The sequence below is a fragment of the Streptosporangium sp. NPDC023615 genome (genome assembly GCF_040640155.1).
GTDB lineage: Bacteria > Actinomycetota > Actinomycetes > Streptosporangiales > Streptosporangiaceae > Streptosporangium.
Genome location: NZ_JBFABE010000030.1, coordinates 14,766 through 41,119, shown reverse-complemented (window position 1 = coordinate 41,119; position 26,354 = coordinate 14,766). Strand labels below are relative to the sequence as shown.

Genomic DNA, 26,354 nt, shown 5'->3' with positions numbered 1-26,354 from the left:
GGCGGTAGCGTTGCCTTGGAACCCACGCCGAGGCCCGCCACCCCCATGGGATCACGGCGCACGACAAACAAGCTGACCCAGCTTTGGTATTTCGAGGTGATTATCCCGGTGCGCGTACATGATTCGCTCGTCGAGCTGATGGGCAACACCCCCCTCGTCCGGCTGCACAAGGTGACCGAGGGGATCGGTGCCCAGGTGCTCGCGAAGGTGGAGTACTTCAACCCCGGCGGCTCGGTCAAGGACCGCATCGCGGTGCGGATGATCGACGCCGCCGAGAAGTCGGGCGAGCTGCGCCCGGGGGGCACGATCGTGGAGCCCACCTCGGGCAACACCGGGATCGGCCTGGCCATCGTGGCCCAGCAGCGGGGGTACCGCTGCCTGTTCGTGGTGCCGGACAAGGTGGCCCAGGACAAGATCTCGGTCCTGCGCGCGTACGGCGCCGAGGTCGTGGTCTGCCCGACCGCGGTCTCCCCCGACCACCCCGACTCCTACTACTCGGTCTCCGACCGGCTGGCCAGGGAGACGCCGAACGCCTGGAAGCCCGACCAGTACTCCAACCCGCAGAACACCGAGAGCCACTACCACTCCACCGGTCCGGAGATCTGGGAGCAGACCGAGGGCAGGATCACCCACTTCGTGGCGGGCGTCGGCACCGGCGGCACGGTCAGCGGCACCGGCCGCTACCTCAAGGAGATCTCCGGCGGCCGGGTCAGGGTCATCGGCGCCGACCCCGAGGGCTCGGTCTACTCCGGCGGCACCGGGCGCCCCTACCTGGTGGAGGGCGTCGGCGAGGACATCTGGCCGGCCAACTACGACACCACGATCTGCGACGAGATCATCGCGGTCTCCGACCGGGACTCCTTCGGCATGACCCGGCGCCTGGCCCGCGAGGAGGCGCTGCTGGTGGGCGGCTCCTGCGGCATGGCGACGGTCGCCGCGCTGCGGGTGGCCGAGCGGGCCGGGCCGGACGACGTGGTCGTCGTGCTGCTGCCGGACGGCGGCCGCGGCTACCTGTCGAAGATCTTCAACGACGAGTGGATGGCCGACTACGGCTTCCTGACCACCCCCAGCGAGGAGGGCCTGGTCAAGGACGTGCTGGTCCGCAAGGGCCCCGGCATGCCGGAGTTCGTGCACACCCACCCGCACGAGTCGGTCGACACGGCCATCGCGATCATGCGCGAGTACGGGGTGTCGCAGCTCCCGGTGATGAAGGAGGAGCCGCCGGTCATGGCCGCCGAGGTGGTCGGCTCGATCCTGGAACGCGACCTGCTGGACGCCCTCTACCGGGGCCGGGTGCGGCCGACCGACCCGATCGCCTCGCACATGTCGCAGCCGCTGCCGACGATCGGCGCGGGCGAGCCGATCTCCATCGCCGTCGAGGCGCTGGAGAAGGCCGACGCGGCGGTCGTCCTGGACGACGGCAAGCCGGTCGGCCTGCTGACCCGCCAGGACCTGCTGGCCTTCCTCGCCAACCACTGACCGGACCCCGGGGCGGGGGGCCGTGCCGTGCTCCCGCGGTCAGGGAGTCTCCGGCCGGAGCGGGAACTCCGCCATGACCTCCCACGCCCCGGACCGGGTGGGGCCGGCCAGCAGCCGCCCGCCGAGCGCCTCGACGCGCTCGGCCATCCCCACCAGGCCGAAACCGCCGCCAAGGCGGCTGATCCGCGCGTCGGTCACCGAGCCGTAGTTGCGCACCTTCAGCCGCACGGTGGTCCCGGTCCAGGGGACGTGCCCGCTCCAGGGGTCCGGGTCGGGGCGGTCGGCCAGCTTCAGGTCGGCCTCGATCCAGCCGGTGCCCGGGGCGTGCCGCCGGACGTTGGTCAGCGACTCCTGCAGGACCCGGTGAAGGGTGGTCATCACCTCGGGGGCCACGGTGTCGTCGGTAATGCCCTGGCCGATCTCGAAGGCCACCTGGGGGCCGGCCGAGGAGAAGCGCTCCACCATCGTGCGCATGTCCATGAGCGTGCTGCCCGGTGAGCGGGCGGCCTGGTCCTGGGCGCGCAGCACGCCGACCAGCCGGCGCATCGACGTCAGGGCGTCGGCGCCGGCGCCTGCGATGGCCTCCAGCGAGGGGACCACGGCCTCGGGTTTCTGCTCGGCGACGACCTTGGCCGCCTGGGCCTGCACCACGATCCCGGTGATGTGGTGGGCCACCAGGTCGTGCAGCTCCCTGGCGAGCTCCAGGCGCTCGGCCCGCCGTACCGAGTCGACGGCCTCGCGGCGGCGTTCCATCTGGAAGCGGAGGTAGGCGCCGGTCCCGGCGGCGAAGGACCAGCCGACGAAGATCAGGAACCCGACCGCCACCCCGGCGCTCGCCTCGGGGATGCGCGCGCACGAGATCTCCAGCACGACCATCGTGGCCAGCGCGAACAGCGAGGCCCGCCGGACCGGCTCGATGGAGCGCAGGCCGCCCACGACGAGGATCAGCAGCGCCCCGGTCTCGGCCAGGCCCGGCGTGCCGTCCGCGCCGGAGCTCCCGATGATCAATGTGGCCAGGACCGACACCACCAGCAGGACGCGCAGGTCGCTCACGCGGTGCCGCCGGCGCCGCAGCACCGCCGCGATGCCCAGGCCCCCGCACACCGAGGTCAGCCACCCCACGCCGTCGGGCGCGGACGCCCACAGCAGCACGTCGATCAGGAGCAGCAACAGGAGCCAGCCGATCAACGCGATCTCGCTGAGTCTCTTGACCCAGTACACGAGCCGGCTGTTCTCTCCCACGGTCACCGAGCCTAGGCCCGACGGCCGACATTCGTATCGGCCGTTCGGCCGAGCGTCCCCGGCCTGGACCGGACCTTCAGGGGAGGTGGCGCGATGCCCCCGGCGCGGATGCTGGAGGGGTCGCGGAGGGAAGAGACGGGGAGAAGAGATGACCATCGTGGGGATACTGCTGCTGATCGCCGGCCTTCTGGTCGGTGTGGTCCTGGTGCTGGCCGACCCGGTGCTGCTCTCGCGGATCGGCGAGGACCACGCCGACCGGCGGGACGGGGACGTGAGGGGAGGGGCGGCCCGGGCCGGTGGGGAGCGGCTCTCCTGGCGGTGAGGGCGCGGCCGTAGCAAGTAGCGTGGACCCATGAACCATGGATTCGAGACGCTGGCGATCCACGCGGGTCAGGACCCCGACCCCCACACGGGGGCCGTGGTGCCGCCGATCTACGCGGTGTCCACGTACAAGCAGGACGGTGTGGGCGGGCTGCGCGCCGGATACGAGTACAGCCGGTCGGCCAACCCCACCAGGACCGCCCTGGAGGAGGCCATGGCGGCGGTCGAGGGCGGTGCCCGGGGGCTGGCCTTCGCGTCGGGCCTGGCGGCCGAGGACACGGTGCTGCGGGCCCTGTGCAGGCCGGGGGACCACGTGGTCATCCCGAACGACGCCTACGGGGGCACCTACCGCCTGTTCGCGAGGGTCCACGAGCGCTGGGGGCTGCACTACGACCCGGTCCCGCTGGGTGACCTGAAGGCGGTCGCGGCGGCCATGACCCAGAAGACCAGGCTCATCTGGGTCGAGACGCCCACCAACCCGCTGCTCGGTGTCGCCGACATCGCGGCCCTGGCCCAGCTCGCCCGTGACTGCGGGGCGCTGCTGGTGGTGGACAACACCTTCGCCTCGCCGTACCTGCAGCAGCCGCTCGCGCTCGGCGCGGACGTCGTCGTGCACTCCACCACCAAGTACGTGGGGGGCCACTCCGACGTGATCGGCGGCGCGCTCGTCGCGCGCGACGCCGCGGTGGGCGAGGAACTCGCCTACCACCAGAACGCGATGGGCTCGGTGCCCGGGCCGTTCGACGCGTGGCTGACGCTGCGCGGCCTCAAGACGCTCGGGGTGCGGATGGACCGTCACTGCGAGAACGCCGAGCGGGTGGTGGACCTGCTGCTGGCCCACCCCCGGGTGACCTCGGTGCTCTACCCGGGCCTGCCCGACCACCCCGGTCACGAGGTGGCGGCCAAGCAGATGAAGCGCTTCGGCGGCATGGTCTCCTTCCGGGTCGCCGGCGGCGAGGCCGAGGCGGTCGAGGTGTGCGACCGGACCAGGCTGTTCATCCTGGGTGAGTCGCTCGGCGGGGTGGAGTCGCTGATCGAGCACCCCGGGCGGATGACGCACGCCTCCGTGGCGGGGTCGCCGCTGGAGGTGCCCGGCGATCTCGTCCGCCTGTCGGTGGGCATCGAGTCGATCGACGACCTGCTCGCCGACCTGGCCCAGGCGCTGGGCTAGCCGGGCCGTCCCGGCGGGGCGGCCGCCCGGGCCGCGGGGGCGCGGCCCGGGCTCGAGGACGCACGTCCGGGGACCGGGTTCGAGGACGCGGGCTCGAGGACGCCGGCTCGGGGGCCGGGCTCGAAAACGCGGGCCCGGAGCGGGGCCCGGCCGAGGGCCCGGCTCAGACGGGGTCCCCCCAGACCATCAGCACCAGGATGACGATCCAGATCAGCACGATCACACCGGACAGCGCGGCGATCCGGCCGGTCTGCACCTTGGCGTCGTCGTCGGGGCTGTCGCTGGTCAGGACCCTGATGGCGGTGCCCTGGTCGCGGTCCACCATGACCAGCAGCACCGCGGCGACGATGAAGAGCGTCATGGACACCGACAGGTACGGCCTGCTGAGGAACTCGCGGCCCAGCAGCACCCCGAACACGAGGACCCCGACGGACGCGATGCCGTAGACGCGCGTGGTCTTGTGCAGGTACCGCAGGACGCCGACGTCCTTGGCCCGGATGAATCTGGGGGTGGACATGGTGGCGGCGGTGATCGGCCCGAGGGCGAAGATGGCGAATCCGATGTGCAGCCAGAGCAGCAGGTCTGTCATGCGCCAGAGACTAGTCTCCGGCGATCTCGCCCGGGTAGGCACGGTGGTCGCCGACCGGCCACCGTGCGCACCTCGTGACACACGCGGGCCACGAGCGTCAGCGCGACGAGGACCCCGGCGGGCGTCGGGCTCATGTTCTCTCCCCTTCCGGTACGGATGGTGCGTACCGGTGGACGGGGCCGGGCGGGGCGGGGGGTTCCGATCCGGTCACGGTCGGGTCAACGCGCGCCAAAGATCGTACAAAATGACCAATCTTCGCATTCTTGCTCTGAGTACCCCGGGCGGGTCAGTAGGATCGCTGACGAGCTCGTTCCCGTGTGAGAGGACCTGCGGCGGTGAGGCCGCGGTCGTGCCGGGCGGGCGTTTCCATCGGGTAGGACGGCACAAGGGAGTGCCCCGTGAGCATCAGACATGTCGAGCCGTACAGCGAGGAGTGGCGCGAGCGACCGGCCCGCTACGCGGCCGGAGTCACCAGGGCGTTGGGGGAGCAGGTGGAGGACTGGTGGTCCGGGCCCTGTGACCCGCGCACCGTCACCGTCCGGCTGGCCCGGGGGGAGGCGCTGGTCTGGGACGAGGAGAGCGGCTGGCGCCACGGCCGCTACCTGAGCGGTGACCGGGAGACCCCCACCGTCCTGGCCGGGGCCCGCTACCTCGGCGGCGGCCTCCTGCTCGCCCCCGAGCGGATCGGCTCCGCCATCGCCGACGCCCGCGCGGGCGTCGGCAACAGCACGGCCTGGCGGCCCTGCTACCGCTCGTACCGCCACCGCCGCGACGGCTTCGACCTCGCGCTCGGCCGCTACGTCGCCTACGCGGACGCCTGACCGCCGCCCCGGCGATCGCCAGGAGGCGGCGGCCCGGCGGGCGCGGCGGATCAGCGGGTACGGCGGGTCCGCAGGAAGTCGCTGACCACGTACTCTCCCAGGCGGTCGGCGCCGGTGGAGAAGACCCGGCCGCCGTTGCGGCGTCCCACCTCGTTCACGAAGTCCCGCAGGCGCTCGTCGTCGGCGAGCATGAAGACGTTCAGCGTGGCCCTGCGCCGGGTCATCTTGTCGACCTCGGCGAGGGTCAGCTCCAGCGTCTCGGAGGCGGGCGGCCAGGCGAAGGCGGCCGACCCGTCGCGCCGCAGGTGGGCGGTGGGCTCACCGTCGGTGACCACGAGCACGACCGGCTCGAAGTCGGGGTGGCGGTCCAGGTGGCGCCCGGCGATCAGCAGGGCGTGGTGCAGGTTCGTGCCCTGGACCATGTCCCACTCCAGGCCCGCCAGCTCGTCGGGCTGCAGCACCCGGGCGTAGTTGGAGAAACCGATGATCTGCACCGAGTCCTGGGGGAACTTCGAGGTCACCAGGGCCTGGAGCGCCATCGCGGTCTGCTTGGCGGCGGCCCAGGTGCCGCGCAGGGCCATCGAGTACGACAGGTCCACCAGCAGGCAGACCGCCGCGGCCGTGCGCCGCTCGGTCTCGGCCACCTCGAAGTCGTCCACCGTCAGGGTCACCGAGCCGGTGCCCCCGGAGCGCCGGACGCCGTTGACCACGGTGCGGACCACGTCGATCGGCTGCTCGTCGCCGAACCGCCACGGGCGTGACGAGCCGGTGAGCTCCCCGGCCGAGCCCGCGTCCACCTGGTCGTGGTCGCCGCGCCGTCCCCCCTCCAGGGAGGTGAAGACGCGGCGCAGCGCGGTCTCGCCCAGCCTCCGGACGGCCTTGGGGGTGAGCTCCACCTTGCCGCGCCGGCGGCGGAGGTACCCCTGGGCCTCCAGTTCGCGCTCGACCCGCCTGAGCGCCTCCAGGTCGTCCACGGCGGAACGGCCCAGGGCACGCCGGATCGCGTCCTCGTCGATGTCGTCCATCCGCGCGCCGGGATAGTCCTGGCGGAGCGAGGCCTCCAGCTGCGCCAGGTCGGCGAGCTCGTCCAGCGCGCCCACCGCGTCGGACATCCCCATCGGCTCCTCGCCGCCGAACCGCTCCGGGGTGTCCCAGGCCAGGTCGGGACGGCGGGCGTGGAGGGACTCGCCCAGGCGGCGCATCTGCTCGTCCAGCCCGGCCTGCCGCAGCGTCTGCTCGACCAGCGCGCCGAGCTCCTCGCGCTGGGCCGGGCTCAGCGAGGCCAGCAGGCGCTGGGTGGCCGCGGCCCGGCGGGCCAGGGTGTCGACCAGCTCCTCCAGGTTCCGCGGCGCCTCCGGGAACATGTCCCCGTACTTCTCCATGAAGCGCTCGAAGTCGGCCTGGGTGTGCTCGCCGCGGGCGTCCCGGTCGAGCATGTCGTTCAGGTCGGTCATCATCTCCCTGACCCGCTCCATGGCGGCCGGGTCGGGGTTCTCCAGCGCCTGGCGCATGCCGCGGAACTGGCTGTCGAGCACCTCCCTGCGCAGCAGGTCGCGCAGTTCCTCGAAGGTCCGCCGGGCGGCCTCCGAGCGCCAGCCGTACTCGCCCAGCTCCCGGATGGCGCTCGCGGTGTCGTCGGGGAGCGCGGCCAGCTCGGCCTCGCGCAGCCGGGCGTCGTCGGAGGGGTCGGGGAACAGCTCGGCCCGCTCCTGGCCGATCGCCTTGTCCAGCAGCGCCCTGGCCCTCTCCAGGGTGCCGTCCAGGCGGCCGCGCTCGCGCAGCTCACGCCTGCGCCGCCGCACCTCGCGGAGCAGGTCCTCCAGGCCGCGCCGGTCCTGTGCCCCGGGCAGCCCCTCCCTGAGCAGGTCGCGCAGGGCGTGGGCGGGGTTGGAGCCGGACAGGACCGCGTCGCCCATCCGGTCCAGCGCCGAACGGACGTCGTAGGGCGGGGCGAGCGGATCGGGCCCGTCCCGGTATTCGCCGTAGCGATAGCTCATGCGGACCCCCTAGGTGCGGTAGACCGTCGTACCGTCCACCTCGTCCTTGGACAGACGGCGCAGGAGGTAGAGACCCTCCATGGCGAACTCCAGCGCTGCGGCGGCGTGCCCGGGGGACTCGTCGCCGATGCCGAGCTGGGACATGATCCTCGCCAGGCCCGGGACGGGGCCGACCCGGCGCAGCAGCTCGGCGGCGGGGACCGTCACCCCCGACTCGACCTGGGCCCCCTCGGAGAACCTCTCCAGCAGCGGGTTCAGGTCGCTGCCGCCGAGCGTGCCGCGGAAGGTCTCGGCCACCGCCCTGCGCAGCAGGTGCGAGAGCACCTCGATCTCCCGGCCCTCCTCGCTGACCTCGAACTCCACCTTGCCGCGCAGGGTGTGCACGATGCCCGGCAGGTCGGCCACCCGGGCCACCGCGTGGTCCTCGCCGGTCAGCGCCGCCCGCCGTACGGCCGAGGCGGCCGCGGTCTCGGCCGCGGCGATGGAGAAGCGGGCCGAGACCCCCGAGCGCGAGTCCACCGCGGTGGACTCCCGGACCAGCCGGGTGAAGCGGGCGATCACCTCGACGAGGTGGTCGGGCAGGTCGGCGCCCACCTCGCCGAGCGCGGCCTCCTGGCGGATCAGGACGAGCTCGGTCTCCACCGACAGCGGGTAGTGGGTACGGATCTCGGCGCCGAAGCGGTCCTTCAGCGGGGTGATGATCCGGCCCCGGTTGGTGTAGTCCTCGGGGTTGGCGCTGGCGATCAGCAGGATGTCCAGGGGCAGGCGCAGGTTGTAGCCCCTGACCTGGATGTCGCGCTCCTCCAGCACGTTGAGCAGCGAGACCTGGATCCGCTCGGCCAGGTCGGGCAGCTCGTTGACGGAGAACACGCCCCGGTTGCTCCGGGGGACCAGCCCGTAGTGGACGGTCTCCGGGTCGCCGAGCGTCCGCCCTTCGGCGATCTTGATGGGGTCGACGTCGCCGATCAGGTCGCCGACGGAGGTGTCGGGGGTGGCGAGCTTCTCGCCGTACCGGTCGTCCCGGTGCTTCCAGGAGATCGGCAGCTCCTCGCCCGTCCCGGCCGCCAGGCGGCGGCAGCGGGCGCAGGAGGGCTCGTAGGGATGGTCGTTGATCTCGCAGCCCTCGACGACGGGGGTCCACTCGTCGAGAAGCCCGGTCACGGTGCGGATCAACCGGGTCTTGCCCTGGCCGCGCTCTCCGAGCAGGACCAGGTCGTGCCCGGCGAGCAGGGCCCGCTCCAGGTAGGGCAGGACGGTGTCGTCGAAGCCCACGATGCCCGGGAACCGCGGCTCCCCGGCCCGCAGGCGGGCCAGGAGGTTCTCGCGGATCTCGGCCTTTACCGTACGGTGAATATGGCCGCTCGCGCGCAGCTCGCGCAGAGTACGTGGCTCTGGGATATGAGGCACGGGATCGAGCCTACGTCCACAACGCCCCGTCCGGCACTCCTCCCCTCCTTGAGGATCTTGAGGATCCGGTGCGGCGATATTGCGGGCGATCGGGGTGAGTGCTTGTCCCGGCAGTGGGGACAATCGCTCCAGGAGCGGGCACCGCAGGGCTCCCGTCACGGCTCCCGCCACGGGACGCCCGGCGGCCCCGGCGGGAGTCACGACCGACAGGGAGGGGCGGACGAGTGGCGCTGATGACGAGTCGTTTCGCCGACGGCCTCGCGACGGGGACCGATCTGGTCACCGCGGCCGAGACCGCCGTGCGCCGGGCGCTGTCCGGCCTGTCCGGGCCGGCGGACCTGCTCTGCTTCTTCATCTGCGGGGAGGACCCGGACGAGGTCTCCCGGGCGGGACTGCGCGCGATGGCCATGGCGCCGGGCGCCGCCGTCGTGGGGTGCAGCGCCACCGGGGTCATCGGGGACGGCCAGGGGGTCGAGGTCACCCCCGCGGTCAGCGCCTGGGCCGCCACCCTGGAGGGGGCCCGGCTGACGACCTTCGCCCTCGACACGCTCAAGACCGAGGACCGCTTCGTGGTGGTGGGCCTGCCCGACAGGGCCCCCGACGACCGGGCGGCCATCCTGCTCACCGACCCCTACAGCTTCCCCACCGACGGCTTCGTCGAGCGCTCCGCCGAGGTCCTGGGCGACCTCCCGCTGATCGGCGGCCTGGCCAACGCCATCCGGGGGCGCGGGGCGGTGCGGCTCTTCGCCGACGGGCAGGTCCACACCGAGGGCGCGGTGGGGGTGCTGCTCAGCGGCGACGTCAACGTCGCCACCGTGGTCAGCCAGGGCTGCCGCCCGATCGGCCCGACCATGGCCGTCACCTCCGCCGAGGACAACCTCCTGCTGGAGCTCGCCGGGCAGCCCGCCCTGGCCCGGCTGGAGGAGATCGTCAGCGCCCTGGACGAGGACGACCGCGACCTGGTCGCCTCCGGCCTGCAGATCGGCGTCGCCATGGACGAGTACGCCGAACGGCACGAGCGCGGCGACTTCCTGATCCGGGGCGTGCTCGGCATCGACCCCGAGCGGGAGGCGGTGGCCATCGGCGACGTCGTCGAGATCGGCCGTACCGTCCGCTTCCAGGTCCGTGACGCCGCCACCGCCGACGAGGACCTGTACGAGCTGCTGGACGCCCACCGCGAGGAGTTCGGCCGGGTGGACGGCGCCCTGCTGTTCTCCTGCAACGGCCGCGGCTCGGCCATGTTCGGCAGCGCCGACCACGACGCCGTCGCCGTCCACGACACGCTGGGACCGGTCGGGGTGGCCGGGTTCTTCGCCGCCGGCGAGGTGGGCCCGGTGGGCGGCAACAACCACGTCCACGCCTTCACGGCCTCGGTCCTGGTCTTCTCCGCCCGCCCGGCCCCCGACCGCCCGTGAGGCCCCCCGCCCGCCCGTGAGGCCCCCCGACCGCCCGTGAGGCGATCCTCGGTGGCGGCGGAAGGGGAGGCCCCCACCGGCCGCCGGTGGGCTTCGGTGCGGGGCGGGCGGGGTGGCGGTCGTACGATGACGGCATGGCAGACCTCCGGGTGGTCCCCCAGGTGACCTACGACGACGTGGTCGTCGCGCGCGGGCTGCTGGCCGACGTCGCGCTGCGCACCCCGCTGCTCCACTCGCACGTGCTCTCCGGCGTCGTGGGCGGGCCCGTCCACCTCAAGTGCGAGAACCTGCAGCGCTCCGGCTCGTTCAAGATCCGGGGGGCGTACGTGAGGATCGCCGGGCTGACCGGGGACGAGCGGCGGCGGGGGGTGGTGGCGGCGAGCGCGGGCAACCACGCCCAGGGCGTGGCGCTGGCCTCCGGGCTGGTCGGGACGGCCGCGACCGTCTACATGCCCCGGGGGGCGCCGCTGCCCAAGGTGGCCGCGACCCGCTCCTACGGCGCGGAGGTGGTCTTCGCGGGGGACACCGTGGACGTCGCGCTGGAGCGGGCCCGCGAGCACGCCGAGCGGACCGGGGCGGTGTTCATCCATCCCTTCGACCACGCCGACGTCATCGCCGGGCAGGGCACGATCGGGCTGGAGATCGTCGAGCAGCTCCCCGAGGTCGGCACGATCGTGATGTCGCTGGGCGGCGGCGGGCTGGCCGCCGGGGTGGCGCTCGCGGTCAAGTCGCTGCGGCCGGGGGTACGGATCGTGGGCGTGCAGGCCGAGCTGGCCGCCGCCTACCCGGCGTCGCTGGCCGCGGGGCACCCGGTCGACGTCAGGCCCGCCCTGACGATGGCCGACGGCATCGCGGTGGGCCGGCCGGGGGAGCTGCCCTTCGAGCTGATCCACTACCTGGTGGACAGCGTCGTGACCGTCACCGAGAGCGAGATCTCCCGGGCCCTGGTTCTCTGCCTGGAGCGCGCCAAGCAGGTCGTCGAGCCGGCGGGCGTGGCAGGGGTGGCCGCGATCCTGGCCCACCCCGAGGTCTTCGAGCCGCCGGTGGTGGCGGTGCTGTCGGGGGGCAACATCGACCCGCTGCTGCTGGCCAAGGTCCTGCGGCACGGCCTGGCCGCCGCCGGGCGCTACCTCACGCTGAGGGTGCCGCTGGCGGACCGGCCGGGCGCGCTGGCGACGCTGCTGTCCCGGCTGGCCGACCTGGGCACGAACGTGCTCGACATCGTCCACCAGCGGCTGGGCATGCACCCGGGCGAGGTCGAGGTCCAGCTCCAGCTGGAGACCAAGGGGCCGCTGCACTCCGAGGACGTCCTGGGCTCCCTGCGGGCGGACGGGTACAAGGTCGTCTGCGCCTGAGGCGGCGGGGACGGCAGCGGCCCCGCCCCCGACGCGCCGCCCTTCCGCCCGCGTTCCCCGCCGTCCCCGCCGCCGTCAGTGTCCTGACGCCCCCGGGGTGGCCCGCAGGTAGGCGAGCACGGCCAGGACGCGGCGGTTGTCGTCGGCGGCGGGCTGCAGGCCGAGCTTGCCGAACAGGCTCCCGATGTGTTTCGACACGGCCACCTCGGTGACGCCCAGCGTCCTGGCGATGGCCGCGTTCGAGAAGCCCTCCGCCATGTGCTGGAGCACGTCGAGCTCGCGCGGGGTGAGGCGGGCGAGCGGAGAGCGGTTCCGGCTCAGCAGGCGGCGCACCACCTCGTGATCGACGACGACGCCTCCGGAGGCGACCTGCTCCACCGCCGCCAGGAACTCGGCGGTGTCGGCCACCCGCTCCTTCAGCAGGTAGCCGATCGCTGCGGCGTGCGAACGGAGCAGCTCGGCCGCGTACTCCTGGGCCACGTACTGGCTGAGCACGAGGATCGGCAGGCCCGGCCGCTCCCGCCGCAGGCGGATCGCCGCGCGCAGCCCCTCGTCACGCTGGTCGGGCGGCATGCGCACGTCGGTGACGACCAGGTCGGGCTCGTGCGCCTCCACCGCCTCCAGCAGGGCGGGCACCTCGCCGACCTGGGCGACCACGACGTGGCCCGACAGGGACAGAAGCTGCGCGAGCCCCTCGCGCAGCAGCACGGAGTCCTCGGCGATCACGATCCGCACGGGATCTCCAGACGGAGCGTGGTGGGGCCGCCGGCGGGGCTGGCGACGAGCAGCCGCCCGCCCAGCGCGTCGGCCCGGTCCGCCAGACCCTGCAACCCGGTTCCGTGCCCGGCGGCGGCCCCGCCCCGCCCGTCGTCGGTGATCGTCACCTCGAGCAGCCCCCTGACCAGCCCGACCGTCACCTCCACCTCACGCGCGCCGCTGTGCTTGGCGGCGTTCGAGAGGGCCTCGCTCACCGTGAAGTACACGGCGCCCTCCACGGCGGCCGGCAGGCGGCCGGGCAGCCGTACCCTCACGCGCAGCGGGAGCGGCGACTGCGCGGCCAGTTCGTCGACGGCCGCGCCGATGCCGCGGTCGGTCAGCACGTGCGGGTGGATGCCCTGCACCACCTCGCGAAGCTGCCGCAGCGCCCGCCGGGACTCCTCGTGGAGGGCGCCGACCTCCGCGTCGTCGCCCAGGCGCATCCGCAGGAGGCCCAGGCGCATCGACAGGGCGAGCAGGCTCTGCTGCACGCCGTCGTGCAGGTCCCGCTCGATCCTGCGGCGTTCGGTCTCGAACCCCTCGACCAGCCTGCTGCGCGAACGCTGGATCTCGACGAGCCGGCCGGTGCCGCCGGTCGTGAGGAACCGGCGGGCGATCGCGGCGCGCGCTCCGGCCACCGCGGCCAGCACGTACGCCGATCCGATCGTCACCACGACGCCGATCGGCGGCGTGAGCCAGATCCACTCGCCGAGCCGCAGCCCGGCGGGCACGGCGGCCGGCGGCAGGAGGAGCACCACGGCCGGGCCGAACAGAGTGCTCGACGTCAGCAGCACCGTCGCGACGGACACGGCCAGCTCGACGGGCCACAGCACGGTCGCGGCGAGCAGGCCGTACCCCAGCACCCGCCACCGGTCCGGCGGCGGCGCCCAGCGCGCGTCCACCAGCCTCAGCCGCGCCCGCTCCAGGGCGGCGTAGGGCCCGGTCAGCCGGGCGAGGGCCGCGAGGATCGCGATCCCCGCGACCACGACGCTGAGCAGCACCCCGGACGTGCCGAGCACCACGACGACCACCAGGGCGACCGCGCCCGTCACCGCTCCCGACGCCAGGTAGGCCAGGCAGCGCAGCGGCCAGAGGGAGAGCAGGAACCGCTGCGGGCCGCTCGCCATCGCTTCCCACGGGGTGGACATCCTGGCAGGGTACGGCCGCGGGCGGCGCCTGCCCATATGGCTGGCTATACCTCCGGCACGCCTCCAGCGGGATTCCCGCCGACCGCCACGGGCCGCGACCGTTGGGGCATGAAGCGCGTGACGAGACGTGGCAAGCAGATCCTCGACATCCTCCACTACACCACCTCGGTCGGATGGCTGGGCGTCGGCCTCACCCAGCTCGCCCTGAACCTCTTCGCCCTGTCCGTACCCGAGCTGCGGGTCCCCGTCCACGAGATCGCCCACCTGCTCGACCGGTGGGTGCTGATCCTGCTCGCCCTCGGTTCGCTGGTCACCGGCGTGCTGCTGGGGCTGAAGACGAAGTGGGGTCTGGTGCGGTACCGGTGGGTGCTGGTGAAGCTGCTGCTCACCCTGGCCCTGATGGTCTTCGCGCCGGTGTGGCTGGGCGGCTGGGTGGTCGAGGCGATCCGCCGGGCCGAGCTGCTCGACCCGGCCTACTCGGCCGTCCGTGACGACCTGCTGAGGGGCTCGGTGGTCATGGTGGGCACGCTGGCGCTGATGGTGGTCGTCTCCGTGGTGAAACCGTGGGGCAGGGTCGCCCCCCGGCGGCGCCACGGGACCGTGGCCGGGCCCGGTGCCGGGGCCACGTCATCGGGCCGTGACGGGACGCCGAAGGGCGGGGGAGGCTGACGGGCCGGGGAATCCGCGCGTGCCGGACGGCCGGCGCGCGGGGAGGACCCCGGGAGGAGCGTCACCAGGCGGTGGGCTTCCTGGGGGTGAACAGCCAGGCGTCGAAGAGGGCGTCGAGGTCCCTGCCGGAGATCCTCTCGGCCAGGGCGATGAACTGCGGGGTGGTGACGTTGCCGTAGCGGTGCTCGGCGGCCCACTCCCGCAGGAGCCTGAAGAACGCCGGGTCGCCGATGCGCTGCCTGAGCGCGTGGAGCGTCATGCCGCCCCGGGTGTAGACGGAGTTGTTGAACAGGTCGTCGGCCCTGGCCCTGCCCGGGGCGTAGCTCCAGATCGGGTCGTCGGCGGCGGCCGAGTGGTTCCTGCGGAAGAGCTGCTCGGCGGTGGCCCGGCCCTCGTGCTCCGACCAGAGCCACTCGGCGTAGGTGGCGAAGCCCTCGTTGAGCCAGAGGTCCCGCCAGCGCTTGATACTGAGGCTGTCGCCGAACCACTGGTGGGCCAGCTCGTGGGCGATGATCGAGTCGTCCGGCGCGAACCCGCCGTACATGGGCTTGGTCTGGTTCTCCAGGGCGTAGCCGGCGGGGAAGTCGTCGACCACGCCGCCGGTGGAGGAGAAGGGGTAGGGGCCGAACAGCGTGCTCCAGTGGTCGGTGACCCTGCCCGAGGTGTCGTAGAGGTGCTGGAGCTCGCCGCGGTACTTGGGATCGACGGCGGCCAGGTTCTTCAGGCCCCCCGGCGTCCTGCCCTGGCGCATCTCGAACCTGCCCAGCGTCATGGTGGCCAGGTAGCTGGCCATCGGGTGGTTCTCCCGCCACTGGAAGGTCGTCCGGCCGTTCGTGGTCCTGGGCGTGCCGACCAGCTCGCCGTTGGCCAGCGCGGTCAGGCCGGCCGGGACGGTGATCGAGAAGTCGTAGCGCGCCTTGTCCGACGGGTGGTCGTTGCCCGGGAACCAGGTCTTGGCGCCGTTCGGCTGACAGGTGACGAACGCGCCGTCGCGGGTCGGGATGAATCCGTACGTGCCCAGGTTGGAGGAGCCGCGGACCGGCTTGGGCTCCCCGGCGTAGGTGACCTCGACGGCGAAGGACGCGCCGTTCCGGACGGGGGTGGCCGGGGTGACGGTGAGCTCGGTCCCGCTCCGGTCGAACCTGGCGGGCCTGCCGTCGACGGTGACCCGGCGGACGGTGAACCCCGACAGGTCGAGGTTGAAGCCGGTCAGGGGCTGGGTGGCCCGCGCCTCGATCCTGGCCGTCCCCGACAGGTGCCGGGAGGAGGGCTCGTAGTCGAGCCTGAGCCGGTAGCGGCCCACGTCGTAGCCGCCGTTGCCGTCGGTGGGGAAGTCGGGGTCGCCGATCCCGGGGGCGCCGGGCCCGGACTCGCGTTCCGCGGCGGAGATCGGGGCCGAGACCGACACGGGGGCCGAGGCGGGGGTCGTGCCGGCGGCGCTCTCCCCGCTCGACGCCGAGCAGGCGACCGTGCCGACGATCCCGAGCACGCCGAGAAGAGCGGTGGTCGCCGTGGTGGCCGGCCGCTTGGACGCCATACCTCAAGCCCCCTTCCCCGGCCCGTACGGCCGAGCCAGTGATGGCACCCTACGCGACCGGCCCGCGCAGGTCAGGCGTCCGCGGCGGGCGTCCGGGCGCCGGGATCGGCGCCGGGCCTCCCGCGCGACCGACAAAGTACGAAAGCCGGGACTATCGGTACGGCCACGGGTGGCGAAGATCACTCGGGCGTCCGGGCGCGAACGCCCGCCGGTGGTTCCCGGCGGGCGTGAGGCCGGAGAGGGGACCCGGTCCCCGTTCGTGGCCGTTCGTACCTGTTCGTGTCCGGTTGCGCCCGTTCGTTCTGGGTCGTGTCCGGTCGTGCGGTGAGGGTGCCGGTCCCGTTCCGGATTGATCGCCCCGAGGGCGCCACGGCAAAGCCAAGGACGGGTACCGGTTCGCCCCGGGAGGCGTTACCCGGGGCGGTTCGTCCGGTGGCCGCCCGTGCGGGGACGGGGCGGGGCGGGGCGGGGCGGGGCGGTCAGAGGTTGCCGCGCAGGTCCTGCTCGCGCTCGATGGCCTCGAAGAGCGCCTTGAAGTTGCCCTTGCCGAAGCCGAGCGAGCCGTGCCGCTCGATCAGCTCGAAGAACACGGTCGGGCGGTCCTGGACCGGCTTGGTGAAGATCTGCAGCAGGTAGCCGTCCTCGTCCCGGTCGACCAGGATGCCGCGCTTCTTGAGCTCCTCGATCGGGGCGCGGACCTCGCCGATGCGGGCGCGCAGCTCGGGGTCGTCGTAGTAGGAGGCGGGCGTGTCCAGGAAGGCGACGCCGGCCGCGCGCATGTGGTCGACGGTGGTCAGGATGTCGTTGGTGGCCAGCGCGATGTGCTGCACGCCGGGGCCGCCGTAGAACTCCAGGTACTCGTCGATCTGCGACTTCTTCTTGGAGATGGCCGGCTCGTTGAGCGGGAACTTGACCTTGCGGGTGCCGTCCGCGACGACCTTGGACATCAGCGCCGAGTACTCGGTGGCGATGTCGTCGCCGATGAACTCCGCCATGTTGGTGAAGCCCATGACGCGCCGGTAGAACTCCACCCACTCGTCCATCTTGCCGAGTTCCACGTTGCCGACGCAGTGGTCGACCGCCTGGAACAGCCGGCCGTTGCGGACGGCCGGGGGCGCCACCAGGGGCTCGGCGGCCACGAAGCCGGGCAGGTAGGGGCCGCTGTAGTTGGACCTGTCGATCAGCGAGTGCCGGGTCTCGCCGTAGGTGGCGATCGCCGCGACCACGACCTTGCCGTGCTCGTCCTCCATGACGTACGGCTCCGCCAGGCCCCTGGCGCCCTGGGCGAGCGCGTGCGCGTAGGCCCGCTCCACGTCGGGGACGTCGATGGCGAGGTCGATCACACCGTCGCCGTGCTCGGCCACGTGCCGGGAGACGCCGGTACCCGGGCGCACCGCGCCCCGGAACTCGAACCGCGCCGAACCCGAGGTGAGCACGTAGGACACCTCGTCGCGGCTGCCGTTCTCGGGGCCGCGGTAGGCCACGAGCCGCATGCCGAACGCGCTGGAGTAGTAGTGGGCGGCCTGCTTGGCGTTGCCCACGGCGAAGACCACGGCATCCATGCCGTTCACGGGGAAGATGTCGCTCATGCCCATACTGTCTGTTTTACTGGGCTGTCTGTGCAAGAGTGACTTGAAATTCTATACAATCTGCCCAGTTACCCATCGGTCATCCCGGAGCGCCTGTACATCATGACGATCGACGAGCTCGACGCGCGGCTCATCACCCTGCTCGCGGCCGAGCCGCGCCTGGGCGTGCTGGAGTGCTCGCGGCGGCTGGGGGTGGCCAGGGGGACCGTCCAGGCCCGGCTGGACCGGCTGTCGGCCCGCGGGGTGATCACCGGGTTCGGGCCGGACGTCGCCCCGGCGGCGCTCGGCTACGACGTGACCGCGTTCGTGACCCTGCAGATCCGCCAGGTCAGCGGCCACGACCCGGTCTCCGACCAGCTCGCGGCCATTCCCGAGGTGCTGGAGGTGCACACCATCACCGGCGGCGACGACATGCACTGCCGCGTGGTGGCGCGCAGCAACGCCGACCTGCAGCGGGTGATCGACCTGATCGTCGACGTCCACGGCGTGGTCAGGACGTCGTCGGTGATCGCCTTGGACACTCCCGTGCCATACCGTGTTCTGCCTTTGGTGGCCGATGTCCCCCGCAAGGCGAGGGGCTAGCCGTACCATGCCAAGCAGGGGCCAGACACCGTTATCCATCGTTTACCCTTAGCGGTCCTTGCAGGTCGTACGGGGTGTGCGACGGGTCCTATCGGGGGGTCACGCGTGGTGAAGGGTCGGACGAGCGTTTCCAGGAGAAGGGTCCTGAAGGTCACACTCGTCCTGTTCGGCGTTGCCGTCGTCTCGGCGTTCGGCCTGCTCGGGGTGGTCTGGGCGATGACCCCCATCCCCGACAGCACACAGCCCAAGGCCACCGCCCAGGGGTCGGTGATCTACTACCGCGACGGCAGGACCGTGCTGGCCCGCCAGGGCGTCAACCGCAGGAGCGTGACCCTGGACAAGGTGCCGCAGGTCCTGCGCAACGCGGTCATCGCCGCGGAGAACCGCTCCTTCTACGAGGACCAGGGCGTCTCCCTCAAGGGCACCTTCCGCGCGATGTGGTCCACGGTCACCGGGCAGCAGCTCCAGGGCGGCTCCACCATCACCCAGCAGATGGTCCGCAACTACTACAGCGGCCTGAGCCAGGAACGTTCCATCGTCAGGAAGCTCAAGGAGGTCATGATCTCCCTGAAGGTGGACCGGTCGAAGTCCAAGGACTGGGTGCTGGAGCAGTACCTCAACACCATCTACTTCGGCCGGGGCGCCGACGGGGTGCACGCCGCGGCCGGGGCCTACTTCCGCAAGGACCTCGGCCGGCTGAACCTGGCCGAGAGCGCCTATCTCGCCGCGGTGATCCAGCAGCCCTCCAGGTTCGCCGACCCCGAAGGCGCCGACCTGTACGCGGCCCGGGAGCGCTGGAGGTCGGTGATCGACGCGATGGCCGCCATCGGGGCGATCACCTCCGAGCAGGCCGCCGCGGCGACCTTCCCGGTCCTGGCGAGACCCCGGGCGATCTTCGACCCCAGGGGGCAGGAGGGCTACATGCTCGACCAGGTGACGGCCGAGCTCAAGAGCAGGGGATACACCGACGAGGTGATCAACCAGGGCGGACTGAAGATCGTCTCGACCTTCGACAAGAACCTGATGGCCGCCGCCGAGCGCGCCGTCACCTCGGTGCTGCCCGAGGGCACCCCCCGCAAGGTCCGCACCGGCCTGGCCGCCGTCGATCCCGCGACCGGCGAGGTCACGGCCTTCTACGGCGGCCGCGACTACGCCGCCAACAAGTTCGACAACTCCTTCTCGGCCAAGGTGCAGGCCGGGTCGACCTTCAAGGCGTACGCGCTGGCCGCGGCCCTCGACAACGGCTTCGGCCTGGAGACCCTGGTGAACGGCAACTCGCCGCTGCGGGTCGCCTCCGCCGACATCCCCAACTCGGGCGGCTACTCCTACGGCCAGGTCAACCTGGTCAGGGCGACGCAGAGCTCGGTGAACACCGCGTTCGTCGACCTGGGCCAGAGGGTCGGCCTGGACAAGGTCGTCAAGGTCGCCCAGAACGCCGGGATCCCCGCCGAGCAGCTCGCCCCGCACCGGGGCGCCGCCACGCTCCCGCTCGGCGTGGCCTCGGTGAGCGCGGTGCAGAACGCCTCGGGGTACGCCGCCTTCGCCGCCGAGGGCGTCCACCGCGAGGCCCACGTGATCCGTTCGATCACCGACGCGGACGGCCGGACCGTCAGGAGCTCCACCAAGGGCAGGCGCGCCTTCGGCGAGCAGGCCGCCGTCGACGCCACCTACGCGCTCCGGCGGGTCGTCGAGGCCGGGACCGGTTCGGGCGCCCGCCTGACCGACCGTCCCGTGGCGGGCAAGACCGGCACCACCGACGAGTCGGCGGCCGTGTGGTTCGCCGGGTTCACCCCGCAGCTCGCCGTGGCCGTCGACATGTTCCGCGACGACAACAAGCCCGTGACGGTGAACGGCAGCGCCCTGTACGGCGGCTCCTACCCGGCGCAGATCTGGCGCGCCTTCATGACCGAGGCGATGAAGGGCAAGCCGGTCAAGGAGTTCGGGGAGCCGTCCGGCTACGGCTACTCCAGCCCGTACGGCGACTACGGCTCCGGCGCGGGACAGGGAGCCCCCTCCCCGTCACCGGGGACCGGCCAGGACGGCGGCTCGGAGCCCGGCGGCGACCCGACCCCGGACCGGGAGGTCCCGGCCCCCGACCAGGGGCCCGGCGCCGGTGAGCCGCCCGGCCGGGGGCCGGGACAGGGGCCCGGCGACGGGCCCGGAGGCGGCTGGAGCGAGCAGGACGGCGGCTGGGACCGGGACGGCGGATACGACGACCTCGGCCTGGACGGCCTGGGCCGCCGGCTCGGCACCCCCTAGCGGGGGCCGGCGCCGGCCCGGTCCGCGGGTCCGGAACCCCGGGGACGGCCGGGCCCGCGTGCGTCCCTTCTGGACGGCCGCCGCCCGGCGGCCCGGCGTCAGGCTCCGCCCGCCAGCTCGGCCAGCAGGGCGGCCCGGGTGGTGACGGGCATCCGGCAGGTGAAGCCCCGGCACACGTAGGCCGCGGGCTCGCCGCCCACCGTGCCCCGGCCCTCCAGCAGCGGGACCTCGCCGGAGCCGGGCTCGCCGAGCGCCACGACCAGGCCGGGCACGGGGGAGAGCAGCGCGGTGCGGTGCAGCACCGCCGTCGCGGGGTCGTCCGCCGGGCCCACGACCGCCACCTCGACCGGGCCGGACACCGCCGCCTGGGCCGCCGCCAGGCCCCAGCCGGCGAACCGCGCGTGCCGGTCGGCCAGGACCGTCACCGTGCCCAGGGCCGCCTCGGCCGCCTCGCGGTGCCGGGCCGAACCGGTCAGCGCCGCGTACGACAGCAGGGCCCCGGCCGCGGCGAACTGGCCCGACGGGGTGGCGTTGTCGGTGGGGTCCTGCGGGCGCTGGAAGAGGCTCTCGGCGTCCTCGGCGGTGTCGTAGAACCCGCCGGCGCCGTCGGAGAAGCGCTCCAGGATCGCGTCCAGCAGCGCCCCGGCCCGCCGGAACCAGCGGACCTCGCCGGTCACCCCGTACAGGGTGAGCAGGCCCTCGGCCAGGTCGGCGTAGTCCTCCAGGACGCCGGCGTTGGGGCCCGCCCGGCCGTCCCGGGAGGTGCGCAGCAGCCGGTCGCCGTCCAGATGGAGCTCGTCGACCAGCGTGGCCGCCCGCCGGGCCGCCTCGACGAGGTCGGGCCGGTCGAACAGGGCGCCGGCCTCGGCGAGGGCGGCGACGGCCAGGCCGTTCCAGGCGGCCACCACCTTGTCGTCGCGTCCGGGCCGCACCCGGCGGGCCCGCGCCCGAAGCAGCGCCGAGCGCACCCGGGCGAACCGCTCGGGGTCGTCGGGGTCCGTCAGGAGCTGGAGCACCGAGGTGCCGTGCTCGAACGTCCCGGTCACCTCGAACAGGCCGATCGCCCAGTCGCCGTCCTCCTCGCCCAGGACCTGGCGGATCTCCTCGGGCGTCCAGGCGTAGAACTTGCCCTCCACGCCCTCGCTGTCGGCGTCCAGCGCGGAGGCGAAGCCCCCCTCGGGGGTGCGCATCTCGGCCAGCAGCCAGTCGGCGGTCTCCAGCGCGACCCGCCTGCCCAGCGCCGAACCGGTCGAGCGCCACCAGTGCGCGTACACCCGCAGGAGCAGGGCGTTGTCGTAGAGCATCTTCTCGAAGTGCGGCACCACCCAGTCGGCGTCCACGCTGTAGCGGGCGAACCCCCCGGCGAGCTGGTCGTAGATCCCGCCCCGGGCCATGGCCTCCAGCGTGCGGACGGCCATGGCCGCCGCCGCCTCCCCGGTCGCCCCCGCCCCCTCCTCGGCGCCCGGCCGGGCCGTGGCGCCCTGCCCCGTGCCGCCCTGGTCATGGGCCGCGCCGAGCGCCTGCGCCGCGGCGTGGCGCAGCAGGAACTCCAGGGCCATCGACGGCGGGAACTTGGGCGCCCCGCCGAAGCCGCCCCGCTCGGCGTCGAAGGTGCCGGCCAGGCCGCGTACGGCCCGCGCGAGCGTGTCCGGGGTGGGCAGCGGCCCGGACGGTAGCGCCGAGCGCTCGTTCAGCGCCTCCACGATCTTCGAACCCTGCTGCAGCACCGCGGCGCGGTCACCGTTCCAGGCGTTCGACACCCCGGTGAGCAGGTGCTGGAACTGCTGCCGCGGGAAGTAGGTCCCGGTGTAGAACGGGTGGCCCTCCGGGGTGGCGAAGACCGTCATCGGCCACCCCCCGTGGCCGTTCATCGCCTGGGTGGCGGACATGTAGACCGCGTCCACGTCCGGGCGTTCCTCGCGGTCGACCTTCACGTTGACGAAGTGCTCGTTCATCAACGCGGCCGTGCCCTCGTCCTCGAACGACTCGTGGGCCATCACGTGGCACCAGTGGCACGCGCTGTAGCCGACACTGATCAGCAGCGGCACGTCCCGGCGCCGCGCCTCGGCGAAGGCCTCGTCCCCCCAGGGGAACCACTCCACGGGATTGTCGGCGTGCTGCAGCAGGTAGGGGCTGGTCGCGTCCTTCAAGCGGTTCATCGGTCCCTCTCCCGTGTACGCGGTGCGTACGCTCTCCTGGCGGGGTGCGCGTCCCCCGCGCCTCACGGCCCTTCCCCACGTCTACCCCCACGGCCGGGCTCACACCTGGTCGGCGGACCTGGCCGGGACGCCCAGCGCCAGCAGGGCGGTGTCGTCGTCCAGGCCGGCGCCGAAGGTGCCGAGCAGCTCGGCGGTCGCGGCCACGACCGCGGGCGGGGTGATGGGCGCCAGGCCGCCGGCGAAGGCGAGCAGGGCCTCGTCGCCGTACCGGCCGCCGTCGCCGGTACGGGCCTCGGTCAGCCCGTCGGTGTAGAGGAGCAGGGTGTCGCCGGGCCCCAGCCGCGTCTCGACGGCGCTGAACCGCGCCTCGGCCAGGACGCCGATGAGCAGGCCCTCGGGGGTCTGCAGGTACCGGGCGCCGCCGTCGGCGCGCAGCAGCAGCGCCGGGGGGTGGCCGCCGCTGGCCAGGGTGACGGCGAAGCCGTCGCCGTCCGGGACGACCAGGCCGAAGATGACCGTGCAGAAGCGCATCTCGTCGTCGGTGTACTCCTGGCGCAGCACGGTGTTGAGGGTGCGCAGCACCTTGAGGGGGGCGGGGTCGTGGGCGGCGGCGGCGCGCAGCGTGTAGCGGGTCAGCGAGGTCAGCGCCGCGGCCCCGGCCCCCTTGCCGCACACGTCGCCCAGGAAGACCCCCCACCGGTCGTCGCCGAGCGGGAACACGTCGTAGAAGTCGCCGCCCACCTGGTCGGGGGAGGCGATGTGGTAGTGCGCCGCGATCTCCATCCCCGGCACCCGCGGCAGCACCGGGGGGAGCAGGCTGCGCTGCAGGGTGGCCACCAGGCGCTTCAGCCGCTCCCGGTCGCGTTCGGCCTCCTGGCGGGCGCGGAGCAGCTCGCGCTCGTAGGCCCGGCGGTCGCGGGCGTCGAAGACGGTGGTGCGGATCAGCAGCGGCCGGCCGGCGTCGTCGGTCTTCAGGACCGAGGTGACCATGACGGGCAGCCGGGTGCCCTCGGCGGTCCGCATCTCCAGGGCCACCCCGCCCAGCTCGCCCTGCATGCGCAGCAGGGGCGCGAAGTGGGTCTCGTGGTAGAGCCTGCCGCCGACGGTGAGCAGGTCGCTGAAGCGGCGCCGGCCCACGAGCTGCTCGCGGGTGTGGCCGAGCCAGCCCAGCAGGGTCTTGTTGATCTTGACGATCTGGCCGTCCAGCAGGGTGGACAGGTAACCGCAGGGCGCGTGCTCGTACAGGTCGTCGGCGCTGTCCTCCAGCAACTCCCCGAACAGCGTGGCCTGGGAGACGTCGGGGGCGCCGCCCTGGCGGGGGACGGGCCCGGAATCGGCCGTCACCCGGGGCCCGCCACGAAGGAGGTGATCGCCTCCGCGGTGATCTGCGGCGCGCTGAGCTGGGGGCAGTGGCCGACGGCGTCCAGGGTGACCAGCCGGCTGCCGGGGATCTGGGCGTTCACGAACGCGCCCACCTCCGGCGGGGCGATGGCGTCGACGGCACAGTCGACGACCAGCGTCGGCACGGTGACCTTGGCCAGGTCGGTCCGGTTGTCGGACAGGAACGTCGTCCGCGCGAAGACGCGCGCGATCTGCGGGTCGGTGCGGCAGAAGCTGTTGGTCAGCTCCTCGCCCAGCTCGGGGCGGTCCGGGTTCCCCATGATCACCGGAGCCATCGCCGCGGACCAGCCCAGGTAGTTGCTGTCCAGCGACTCCAGCAGCTCCTCGATGTCGGCCGCGCTGAACCCGCCCCGGTAGCCGTCCTCGTCGTCGATGTAGCACGGTGACGGGGTGAGCAGGACCAGCTTGCCGAAGCGGTCCGGCTCCTGGATCGCCGCCAGTACGCCGATCATGGAGCTGACCGAGTGGCCCACGAACACCGGCCGGTCCAGGTCCAGCTCCCGGCAGATCTCCAGCACGTCGTCGGCGTAGCCGTCCAGCGTCGAGTAGCGCTCCGGGTGCCAGGCCGACATGTCCGACCGGCCCGCCCCCACGTGGTCGAAGAGCACCACGCGGAACCGCTCGGCCAGCGCGGGCACCACCAGGCGCCAGAGGTTCTGGTCGCAGCCGAAGCCGTGCGCGAGCATCACGGGTGTTCCGTCCTCGCGGCCGGTCACGATGACATTGTTCCGTTCGCTCGCGCGCATCCGTCCATCATTTCATCTTTTGCGGGGGTTCTTGGAGGCCGCCCCGGCTCTCCCGGCCGTTTCCGGGCGGGACCGCCGCCGTCCGGGGGGCCATGGGACGGACGCCCCGGGAACGGGCCCGCCGCCGTCGGCGGTCCCGGCGACCGGGCGGCCCGGTGGCCCGGTGGCCGGGCGGCCCAGTGGCCGGGCGGCCGGGCGGTCCCGGCGGCCCGGCGGCGGGATGGTCCGGCGCCGGGGTCAGCTCCCGGCGGGGCGCACCGGGGTGAGCAGGAACCCGCTCGCCGGACGGGCCGGGATGCGGCGCAGGGAGATGCGGAGGTCCTGGGCGGGCACCCGGTGGTCCAGCCGCGCCAGCCGGACGCTCAGGGCCCGCAGGAGCGCGACGCTGATCGCGTCCCCCGGGCACCGGTGGCCGGTGTCGGGGTCGCCGCCGCCCTGCGGGATCAGGTCGAAGGAGCCGGGCCGGTGGCCGGCGAACCGTTGCGGGTCGAACGTGTAGGGGTCCTTCCACAGGGAGGGGTCGTGGTTCTGGCCGTAGATGTCGAGCAGCACCAGCGAGCCCGCCCCGATAGGCCGTCCCTTCCAGGTCAGGTCCCGTACGGCCCTGCCGCCGACGAACGGGGCGAACGGGTAGAAGCGGCGGACCTCCTGGGCGAACATCTCGGCGAACAGGCTCTGGTCGTCGACCTCGCGCAGGGCGGCGCGCTGCTCGGGCCAGCGGTGCAGGGCGTGGGCCGCGAACGTGACGTACCAGCACACGGCCACGGTCGGCCGGATCACGTTGAGCAGTTCCACCGCGGCCACGCGCGGGTCGAGGGGCTCGCCGCCGGGGCCGCGGTGCCCGGCGACCACCTCGACCGCCGAGCCCGCCGGCGCCGAGCGCACCCCGTCCCGCACGTCCCGGACGAGACCGGCCAGCCACGCCTCCAGGCGCCCGCGGGCCGCGCGGGCCCGCCAGTGCCGCGGCCCGCCGGTGGCGAAGCCGTCGACCAGGGCCACGAGGGCGCGGGCCGTCGCGTTCACGTCGCCGCCGGCCAGCGGGACACCGGCCCACCGGCACACCCCCCGGGTCAGCACCCGGGCGACCTCGTCGAAGAGCACGACCGGGCGCCCGGCGGGCCACGAGGCCACCGCGTCGTCCCAGGCCGCCACGGTGTGGCCGACCAGGGCGCGCACGCCCTCCTCGGTCATGAGGGACATGAACATCGCCTTGCGCAGGCGGTGGTCGGCGCCGTCCAGGGTGTGCACGGCCCCGTGGCCGGTCAGCGTGCTCTTGATCGGGCCGGGCAGGGCGTCGGCGCGCCGGATGTGGTCCTCGTCGTAGAAGAAGCGCGCCGCCTCGGGCCCGCACAGCGCCGTCACGCGCATGCCCAGCAGGCGCGTGCGGACCACGTCGTCCCCGGTGCGGCGCCGGAGGTTCGGCAGCCAGCCGTAGCCCTCCAGCAGCAGGGGGAGGGTGTTGTCGAGATCAGGCATACGGTCGTGCATGCCCCGGAAGATCCGCCGAAAACGGCGGCACGGCCCGCGCCACGCCGCCACGGCCCGCGCCACGCCGCCACGGCCCGCGCCACGCCGCCACGGCCCGCGCCACGCCCGCCACGCCGCCACGGCCCCGCTCCCGCGACGGCGGGTACCGGTCGCCCGGCCACGCCCGGCGTGTCACGCCCGTGAACGGGCGGGCCCGTGGGGCGCGGTGTGATAATCACGTCCG

At 73.4% G+C, this 26,354-nt stretch carries 21 protein-coding genes; 9 read left to right on the top strand and 12 right to left on the bottom strand.

Annotated features, from left to right (window positions below):
* The first annotated feature begins 108 nt into the window (after positions 1 to 108).
* On the top strand, positions 109 to 1,479 hold the full coding sequence (locus AB0G16_RS21420; protein ID WP_362807432.1) for a cystathionine beta-synthase: 1,371 nt from the start codon (positions 109 to 111) through the stop codon (positions 1,477 to 1,479).
* Positions 1,480 to 1,518: 39 nt separating this feature from the next.
* Here the strand turns inward: AB0G16_RS21420 and AB0G16_RS21415 are convergent, their stop codons facing one another.
* On the bottom strand, positions 1,519 to 2,721 hold the full coding sequence (locus AB0G16_RS21415; protein ID WP_362807429.1) for a histidine kinase: 1,203 nt from the start codon (positions 2,719 to 2,721) through the stop codon (positions 1,519 to 1,521).
* 148 nt (positions 2,722 to 2,869) lie between these two features.
* On the opposite strand from AB0G16_RS21415, the gene AB0G16_RS21410 reads away from it, so the two are divergent.
* Together AB0G16_RS21410 and AB0G16_RS21405 are read left to right on the top strand one after the other, a co-directional pair.
* On the top strand, positions 2,870 to 3,043 hold the full coding sequence (locus tag AB0G16_RS21410; protein ID WP_362807427.1) for a hypothetical protein: 174 nt from the start codon (positions 2,870 to 2,872) through the stop codon (positions 3,041 to 3,043).
* 30 nt (positions 3,044 to 3,073) lie between these two features.
* On the top strand, positions 3,074 to 4,213 hold the full coding sequence (locus AB0G16_RS21405; RefSeq protein ID WP_362807424.1) for a cystathionine gamma-synthase: 1,140 nt from the start codon (positions 3,074 to 3,076) through the stop codon (positions 4,211 to 4,213).
* A gap of 163 nt (positions 4,214 to 4,376) precedes the next feature.
* Here AB0G16_RS21405 and AB0G16_RS21400 read toward each other — a convergent pair whose 3' ends face one another.
* On the bottom strand, positions 4,377 to 4,802 hold the full coding sequence (locus AB0G16_RS21400; RefSeq protein ID WP_362807421.1) for a hypothetical protein: 426 nt from the start codon (positions 4,800 to 4,802) through the stop codon (positions 4,377 to 4,379).
* Between the two features lie 398 nt (positions 4,803 to 5,200).
* Between AB0G16_RS21400 and AB0G16_RS21395 the strand changes: the two genes are divergently transcribed.
* Positions 5,201 to 5,623 (top strand): DUF6292 family protein, encoded by a 423-nt coding sequence (locus AB0G16_RS21395; protein WP_362807418.1) that lies wholly within the window; start codon positions 5,201 to 5,203, stop codon positions 5,621 to 5,623.
* Between the two features lie 50 nt (positions 5,624 to 5,673).
* Here AB0G16_RS21395 and AB0G16_RS21390 read toward each other — a convergent pair whose 3' ends face one another.
* Together AB0G16_RS21390 and AB0G16_RS21385 are read right to left on the bottom strand one after the other, a co-directional pair.
* Positions 5,674 to 7,620, bottom strand: a complete 1,947-nt coding sequence (locus tag AB0G16_RS21390) for a hypothetical protein (protein WP_362807415.1) — start codon at positions 7,618 to 7,620, stop codon at positions 5,674 to 5,676.
* A gap of 9 nt (positions 7,621 to 7,629) precedes the next feature.
* Positions 7,630 to 9,027 carry a sigma 54-interacting transcriptional regulator gene (locus AB0G16_RS21385; RefSeq protein ID WP_362807412.1) on the bottom strand — a complete coding sequence of 466 codons (1,398 nt, stop codon included), beginning with the start codon at positions 9,025 to 9,027 and terminating at the stop codon, positions 7,630 to 7,632.
* Between the two features lie 233 nt (positions 9,028 to 9,260).
* Between AB0G16_RS21385 and AB0G16_RS21380 the strand changes: the two genes are divergently transcribed.
* A complete protein-coding gene (locus AB0G16_RS21380; RefSeq protein WP_362807409.1) occupies positions 9,261 to 10,442 on the top strand; it encodes an FIST N-terminal domain-containing protein in 1,182 nt (393 codons plus the stop codon).
* A gap of 134 nt (positions 10,443 to 10,576) precedes the next feature.
* Positions 10,577 to 11,797, top strand: coding sequence for a threonine ammonia-lyase (gene ilvA, locus AB0G16_RS21375; protein WP_362807406.1), 1,221 nt, complete (start codon positions 10,577 to 10,579; stop codon positions 11,795 to 11,797).
* Positions 11,798 to 11,872: 75 nt separating this feature from the next.
* On the opposite strand, the gene AB0G16_RS21370 is transcribed toward ilvA, so the two are convergent.
* Together AB0G16_RS21370 and AB0G16_RS21365 are read right to left on the bottom strand one after the other, a co-directional pair.
* Complete coding sequence (locus AB0G16_RS21370) at positions 11,873 to 12,532, bottom strand: response regulator transcription factor (protein ID WP_362807403.1); 660 nt, start codon at positions 12,530 to 12,532, stop codon at positions 11,873 to 11,875.
* Entirely contained in the window at positions 12,520 to 13,701 is a 1,182-nt protein-coding gene (locus AB0G16_RS21365) for a histidine kinase (protein ID WP_362807400.1), read from the bottom strand. Before AB0G16_RS21365 ends, AB0G16_RS21370 begins: the two co-directional genes overlap by 13 nt.
* Positions 13,702 to 13,809: 108 nt before the next feature.
* Here AB0G16_RS21365 and AB0G16_RS21360 point away from each other — a divergent pair, with 108 nt between their 5' ends.
* Complete coding sequence (locus tag AB0G16_RS21360; protein WP_362807397.1) at positions 13,810 to 14,370, top strand: hypothetical protein; 561 nt, start codon at positions 13,810 to 13,812, stop codon at positions 14,368 to 14,370.
* Positions 14,371 to 14,431: 61 nt separating this feature from the next.
* Here AB0G16_RS21360 and AB0G16_RS21355 read toward each other — a convergent pair whose 3' ends face one another.
* The gene (locus tag AB0G16_RS21355) at positions 14,432 to 15,907 is read right to left on the bottom strand and encodes a M1 family metallopeptidase (RefSeq protein WP_362807395.1); all 1,476 of its coding nucleotides are present in this window, start codon (positions 15,905 to 15,907) and stop codon (positions 14,432 to 14,434) included.
* Between the two features lie 479 nt (positions 15,908 to 16,386).
* The gene (gene hppD, locus AB0G16_RS21350; RefSeq protein WP_362807392.1) at positions 16,387 to 17,496 is read right to left on the bottom strand and encodes a 4-hydroxyphenylpyruvate dioxygenase; all 1,110 of its coding nucleotides are present in this window, start codon (positions 17,494 to 17,496) and stop codon (positions 16,387 to 16,389) included.
* A 102-nt stretch (positions 17,497 to 17,598) separates the two neighbouring features.
* On the opposite strand from hppD, the gene AB0G16_RS21345 reads away from it, so the two are divergent.
* Together AB0G16_RS21345 and AB0G16_RS21340 are read left to right on the top strand one after the other, a co-directional pair.
* Positions 17,599 to 18,078, top strand: a complete 480-nt coding sequence (locus tag AB0G16_RS21345) for an Lrp/AsnC family transcriptional regulator (RefSeq protein WP_362807389.1) — start codon at positions 17,599 to 17,601, stop codon at positions 18,076 to 18,078.
* Positions 18,079 to 18,183: 105 nt separating this feature from the next.
* The gene (locus AB0G16_RS21340; RefSeq protein ID WP_362807386.1) at positions 18,184 to 20,337 is read left to right on the top strand and encodes a transglycosylase domain-containing protein; all 2,154 of its coding nucleotides are present in this window, start codon (positions 18,184 to 18,186) and stop codon (positions 20,335 to 20,337) included.
* Between the two features lie 98 nt (positions 20,338 to 20,435).
* Here the strand turns inward: AB0G16_RS21340 and AB0G16_RS21335 are convergent, their stop codons facing one another.
* From AB0G16_RS21335 to AB0G16_RS21320, 4 genes are all read right to left on the bottom strand, one after another.
* Positions 20,436 to 22,496 carry a thioredoxin domain-containing protein gene (locus AB0G16_RS21335; RefSeq protein ID WP_362807383.1) on the bottom strand — a complete coding sequence of 687 codons (2,061 nt, stop codon included), beginning with the start codon at positions 22,494 to 22,496 and terminating at the stop codon, positions 20,436 to 20,438.
* A 99-nt stretch (positions 22,497 to 22,595) separates the two neighbouring features.
* Entirely contained in the window at positions 22,596 to 23,840 is a 1,245-nt protein-coding gene (locus tag AB0G16_RS21330; protein WP_362807380.1) for a SpoIIE family protein phosphatase, read from the bottom strand.
* Positions 23,837 to 24,643 (bottom strand): alpha/beta hydrolase, encoded by an 807-nt coding sequence (locus AB0G16_RS21325; protein ID WP_362807377.1) that lies wholly within the window; start codon positions 24,641 to 24,643, stop codon positions 23,837 to 23,839. Before AB0G16_RS21325 ends, AB0G16_RS21330 begins: the two co-directional genes overlap by 4 nt.
* A 237-nt stretch (positions 24,644 to 24,880) precedes the next feature.
* A complete protein-coding gene (locus tag AB0G16_RS21320) occupies positions 24,881 to 26,131 on the bottom strand; it encodes a cytochrome P450 (protein ID WP_362807374.1) in 1,251 nt (416 codons plus the stop codon).
* Between the last annotated feature and the right edge of the window lie 223 nt (positions 26,132 to 26,354).

What these genes read in the sequence shown, in the direction of transcription:
- AB0G16_RS21410 (WP_362807427.1), top strand. Translation starts at nt 2,870, where the DNA reads ATGACCATCGTGGGGATACTGCTGCTGATCGCCGGCCTTCTGGTCGGT.
- AB0G16_RS21405 (WP_362807424.1), top strand. Translation starts at nt 3,074, where the DNA reads ATGAACCATGGATTCGAGACGCTGGCGATCCACGCGGGTCAGGACCCC.
- AB0G16_RS21400 (WP_362807421.1), bottom strand. Translation starts at nt 4,802, where the DNA reads ATGACAGACCTGCTGCTCTGGCTGCACATCGGATTCGCCATCTTCGCC.
- AB0G16_RS21390 (WP_362807415.1), bottom strand. Translation starts at nt 7,620, where the DNA reads ATGAGCTATCGCTACGGCGAATACCGGGACGGGCCCGATCCGCTCGCC.
- AB0G16_RS21380 (WP_362807409.1), top strand. Translation starts at nt 9,261, where the DNA reads ATGACGAGTCGTTTCGCCGACGGCCTCGCGACGGGGACCGATCTGGTC.
- ilvA (WP_362807406.1), top strand. Translation starts at nt 10,577, where the DNA reads ATGGCAGACCTCCGGGTGGTCCCCCAGGTGACCTACGACGACGTGGTC.
- AB0G16_RS21365 (WP_362807400.1), bottom strand. Translation starts at nt 13,701, where the DNA reads ATGTCCACCCCGTGGGAAGCGATGGCGAGCGGCCCGCAGCGGTTCCTG.
- AB0G16_RS21360 (WP_362807397.1), top strand. Translation starts at nt 13,810, where the DNA reads ATGAAGCGCGTGACGAGACGTGGCAAGCAGATCCTCGACATCCTCCAC.
- AB0G16_RS21355 (WP_362807395.1), bottom strand. Translation starts at nt 15,907, where the DNA reads ATGGCGTCCAAGCGGCCGGCCACCACGGCGACCACCGCTCTTCTCGGC.
- hppD (WP_362807392.1), bottom strand. Translation starts at nt 17,496, where the DNA reads ATGAGCGACATCTTCCCCGTGAACGGCATGGATGCCGTGGTCTTCGCC.
- AB0G16_RS21345 (WP_362807389.1), top strand. Translation starts at nt 17,599, where the DNA reads ATGACGATCGACGAGCTCGACGCGCGGCTCATCACCCTGCTCGCGGCC.
- AB0G16_RS21335 (WP_362807383.1), bottom strand. Translation starts at nt 22,496, where the DNA reads ATGAACCGCTTGAAGGACGCGACCAGCCCCTACCTGCTGCAGCACGCC.
- AB0G16_RS21325 (WP_362807377.1), bottom strand. Translation starts at nt 24,643, where the DNA reads ATGCGCGCGAGCGAACGGAACAATGTCATCGTGACCGGCCGCGAGGAC.
- AB0G16_RS21320 (WP_362807374.1), bottom strand. Translation starts at nt 26,131, where the DNA reads ATGCACGACCGTATGCCTGATCTCGACAACACCCTCCCCCTGCTGCTG.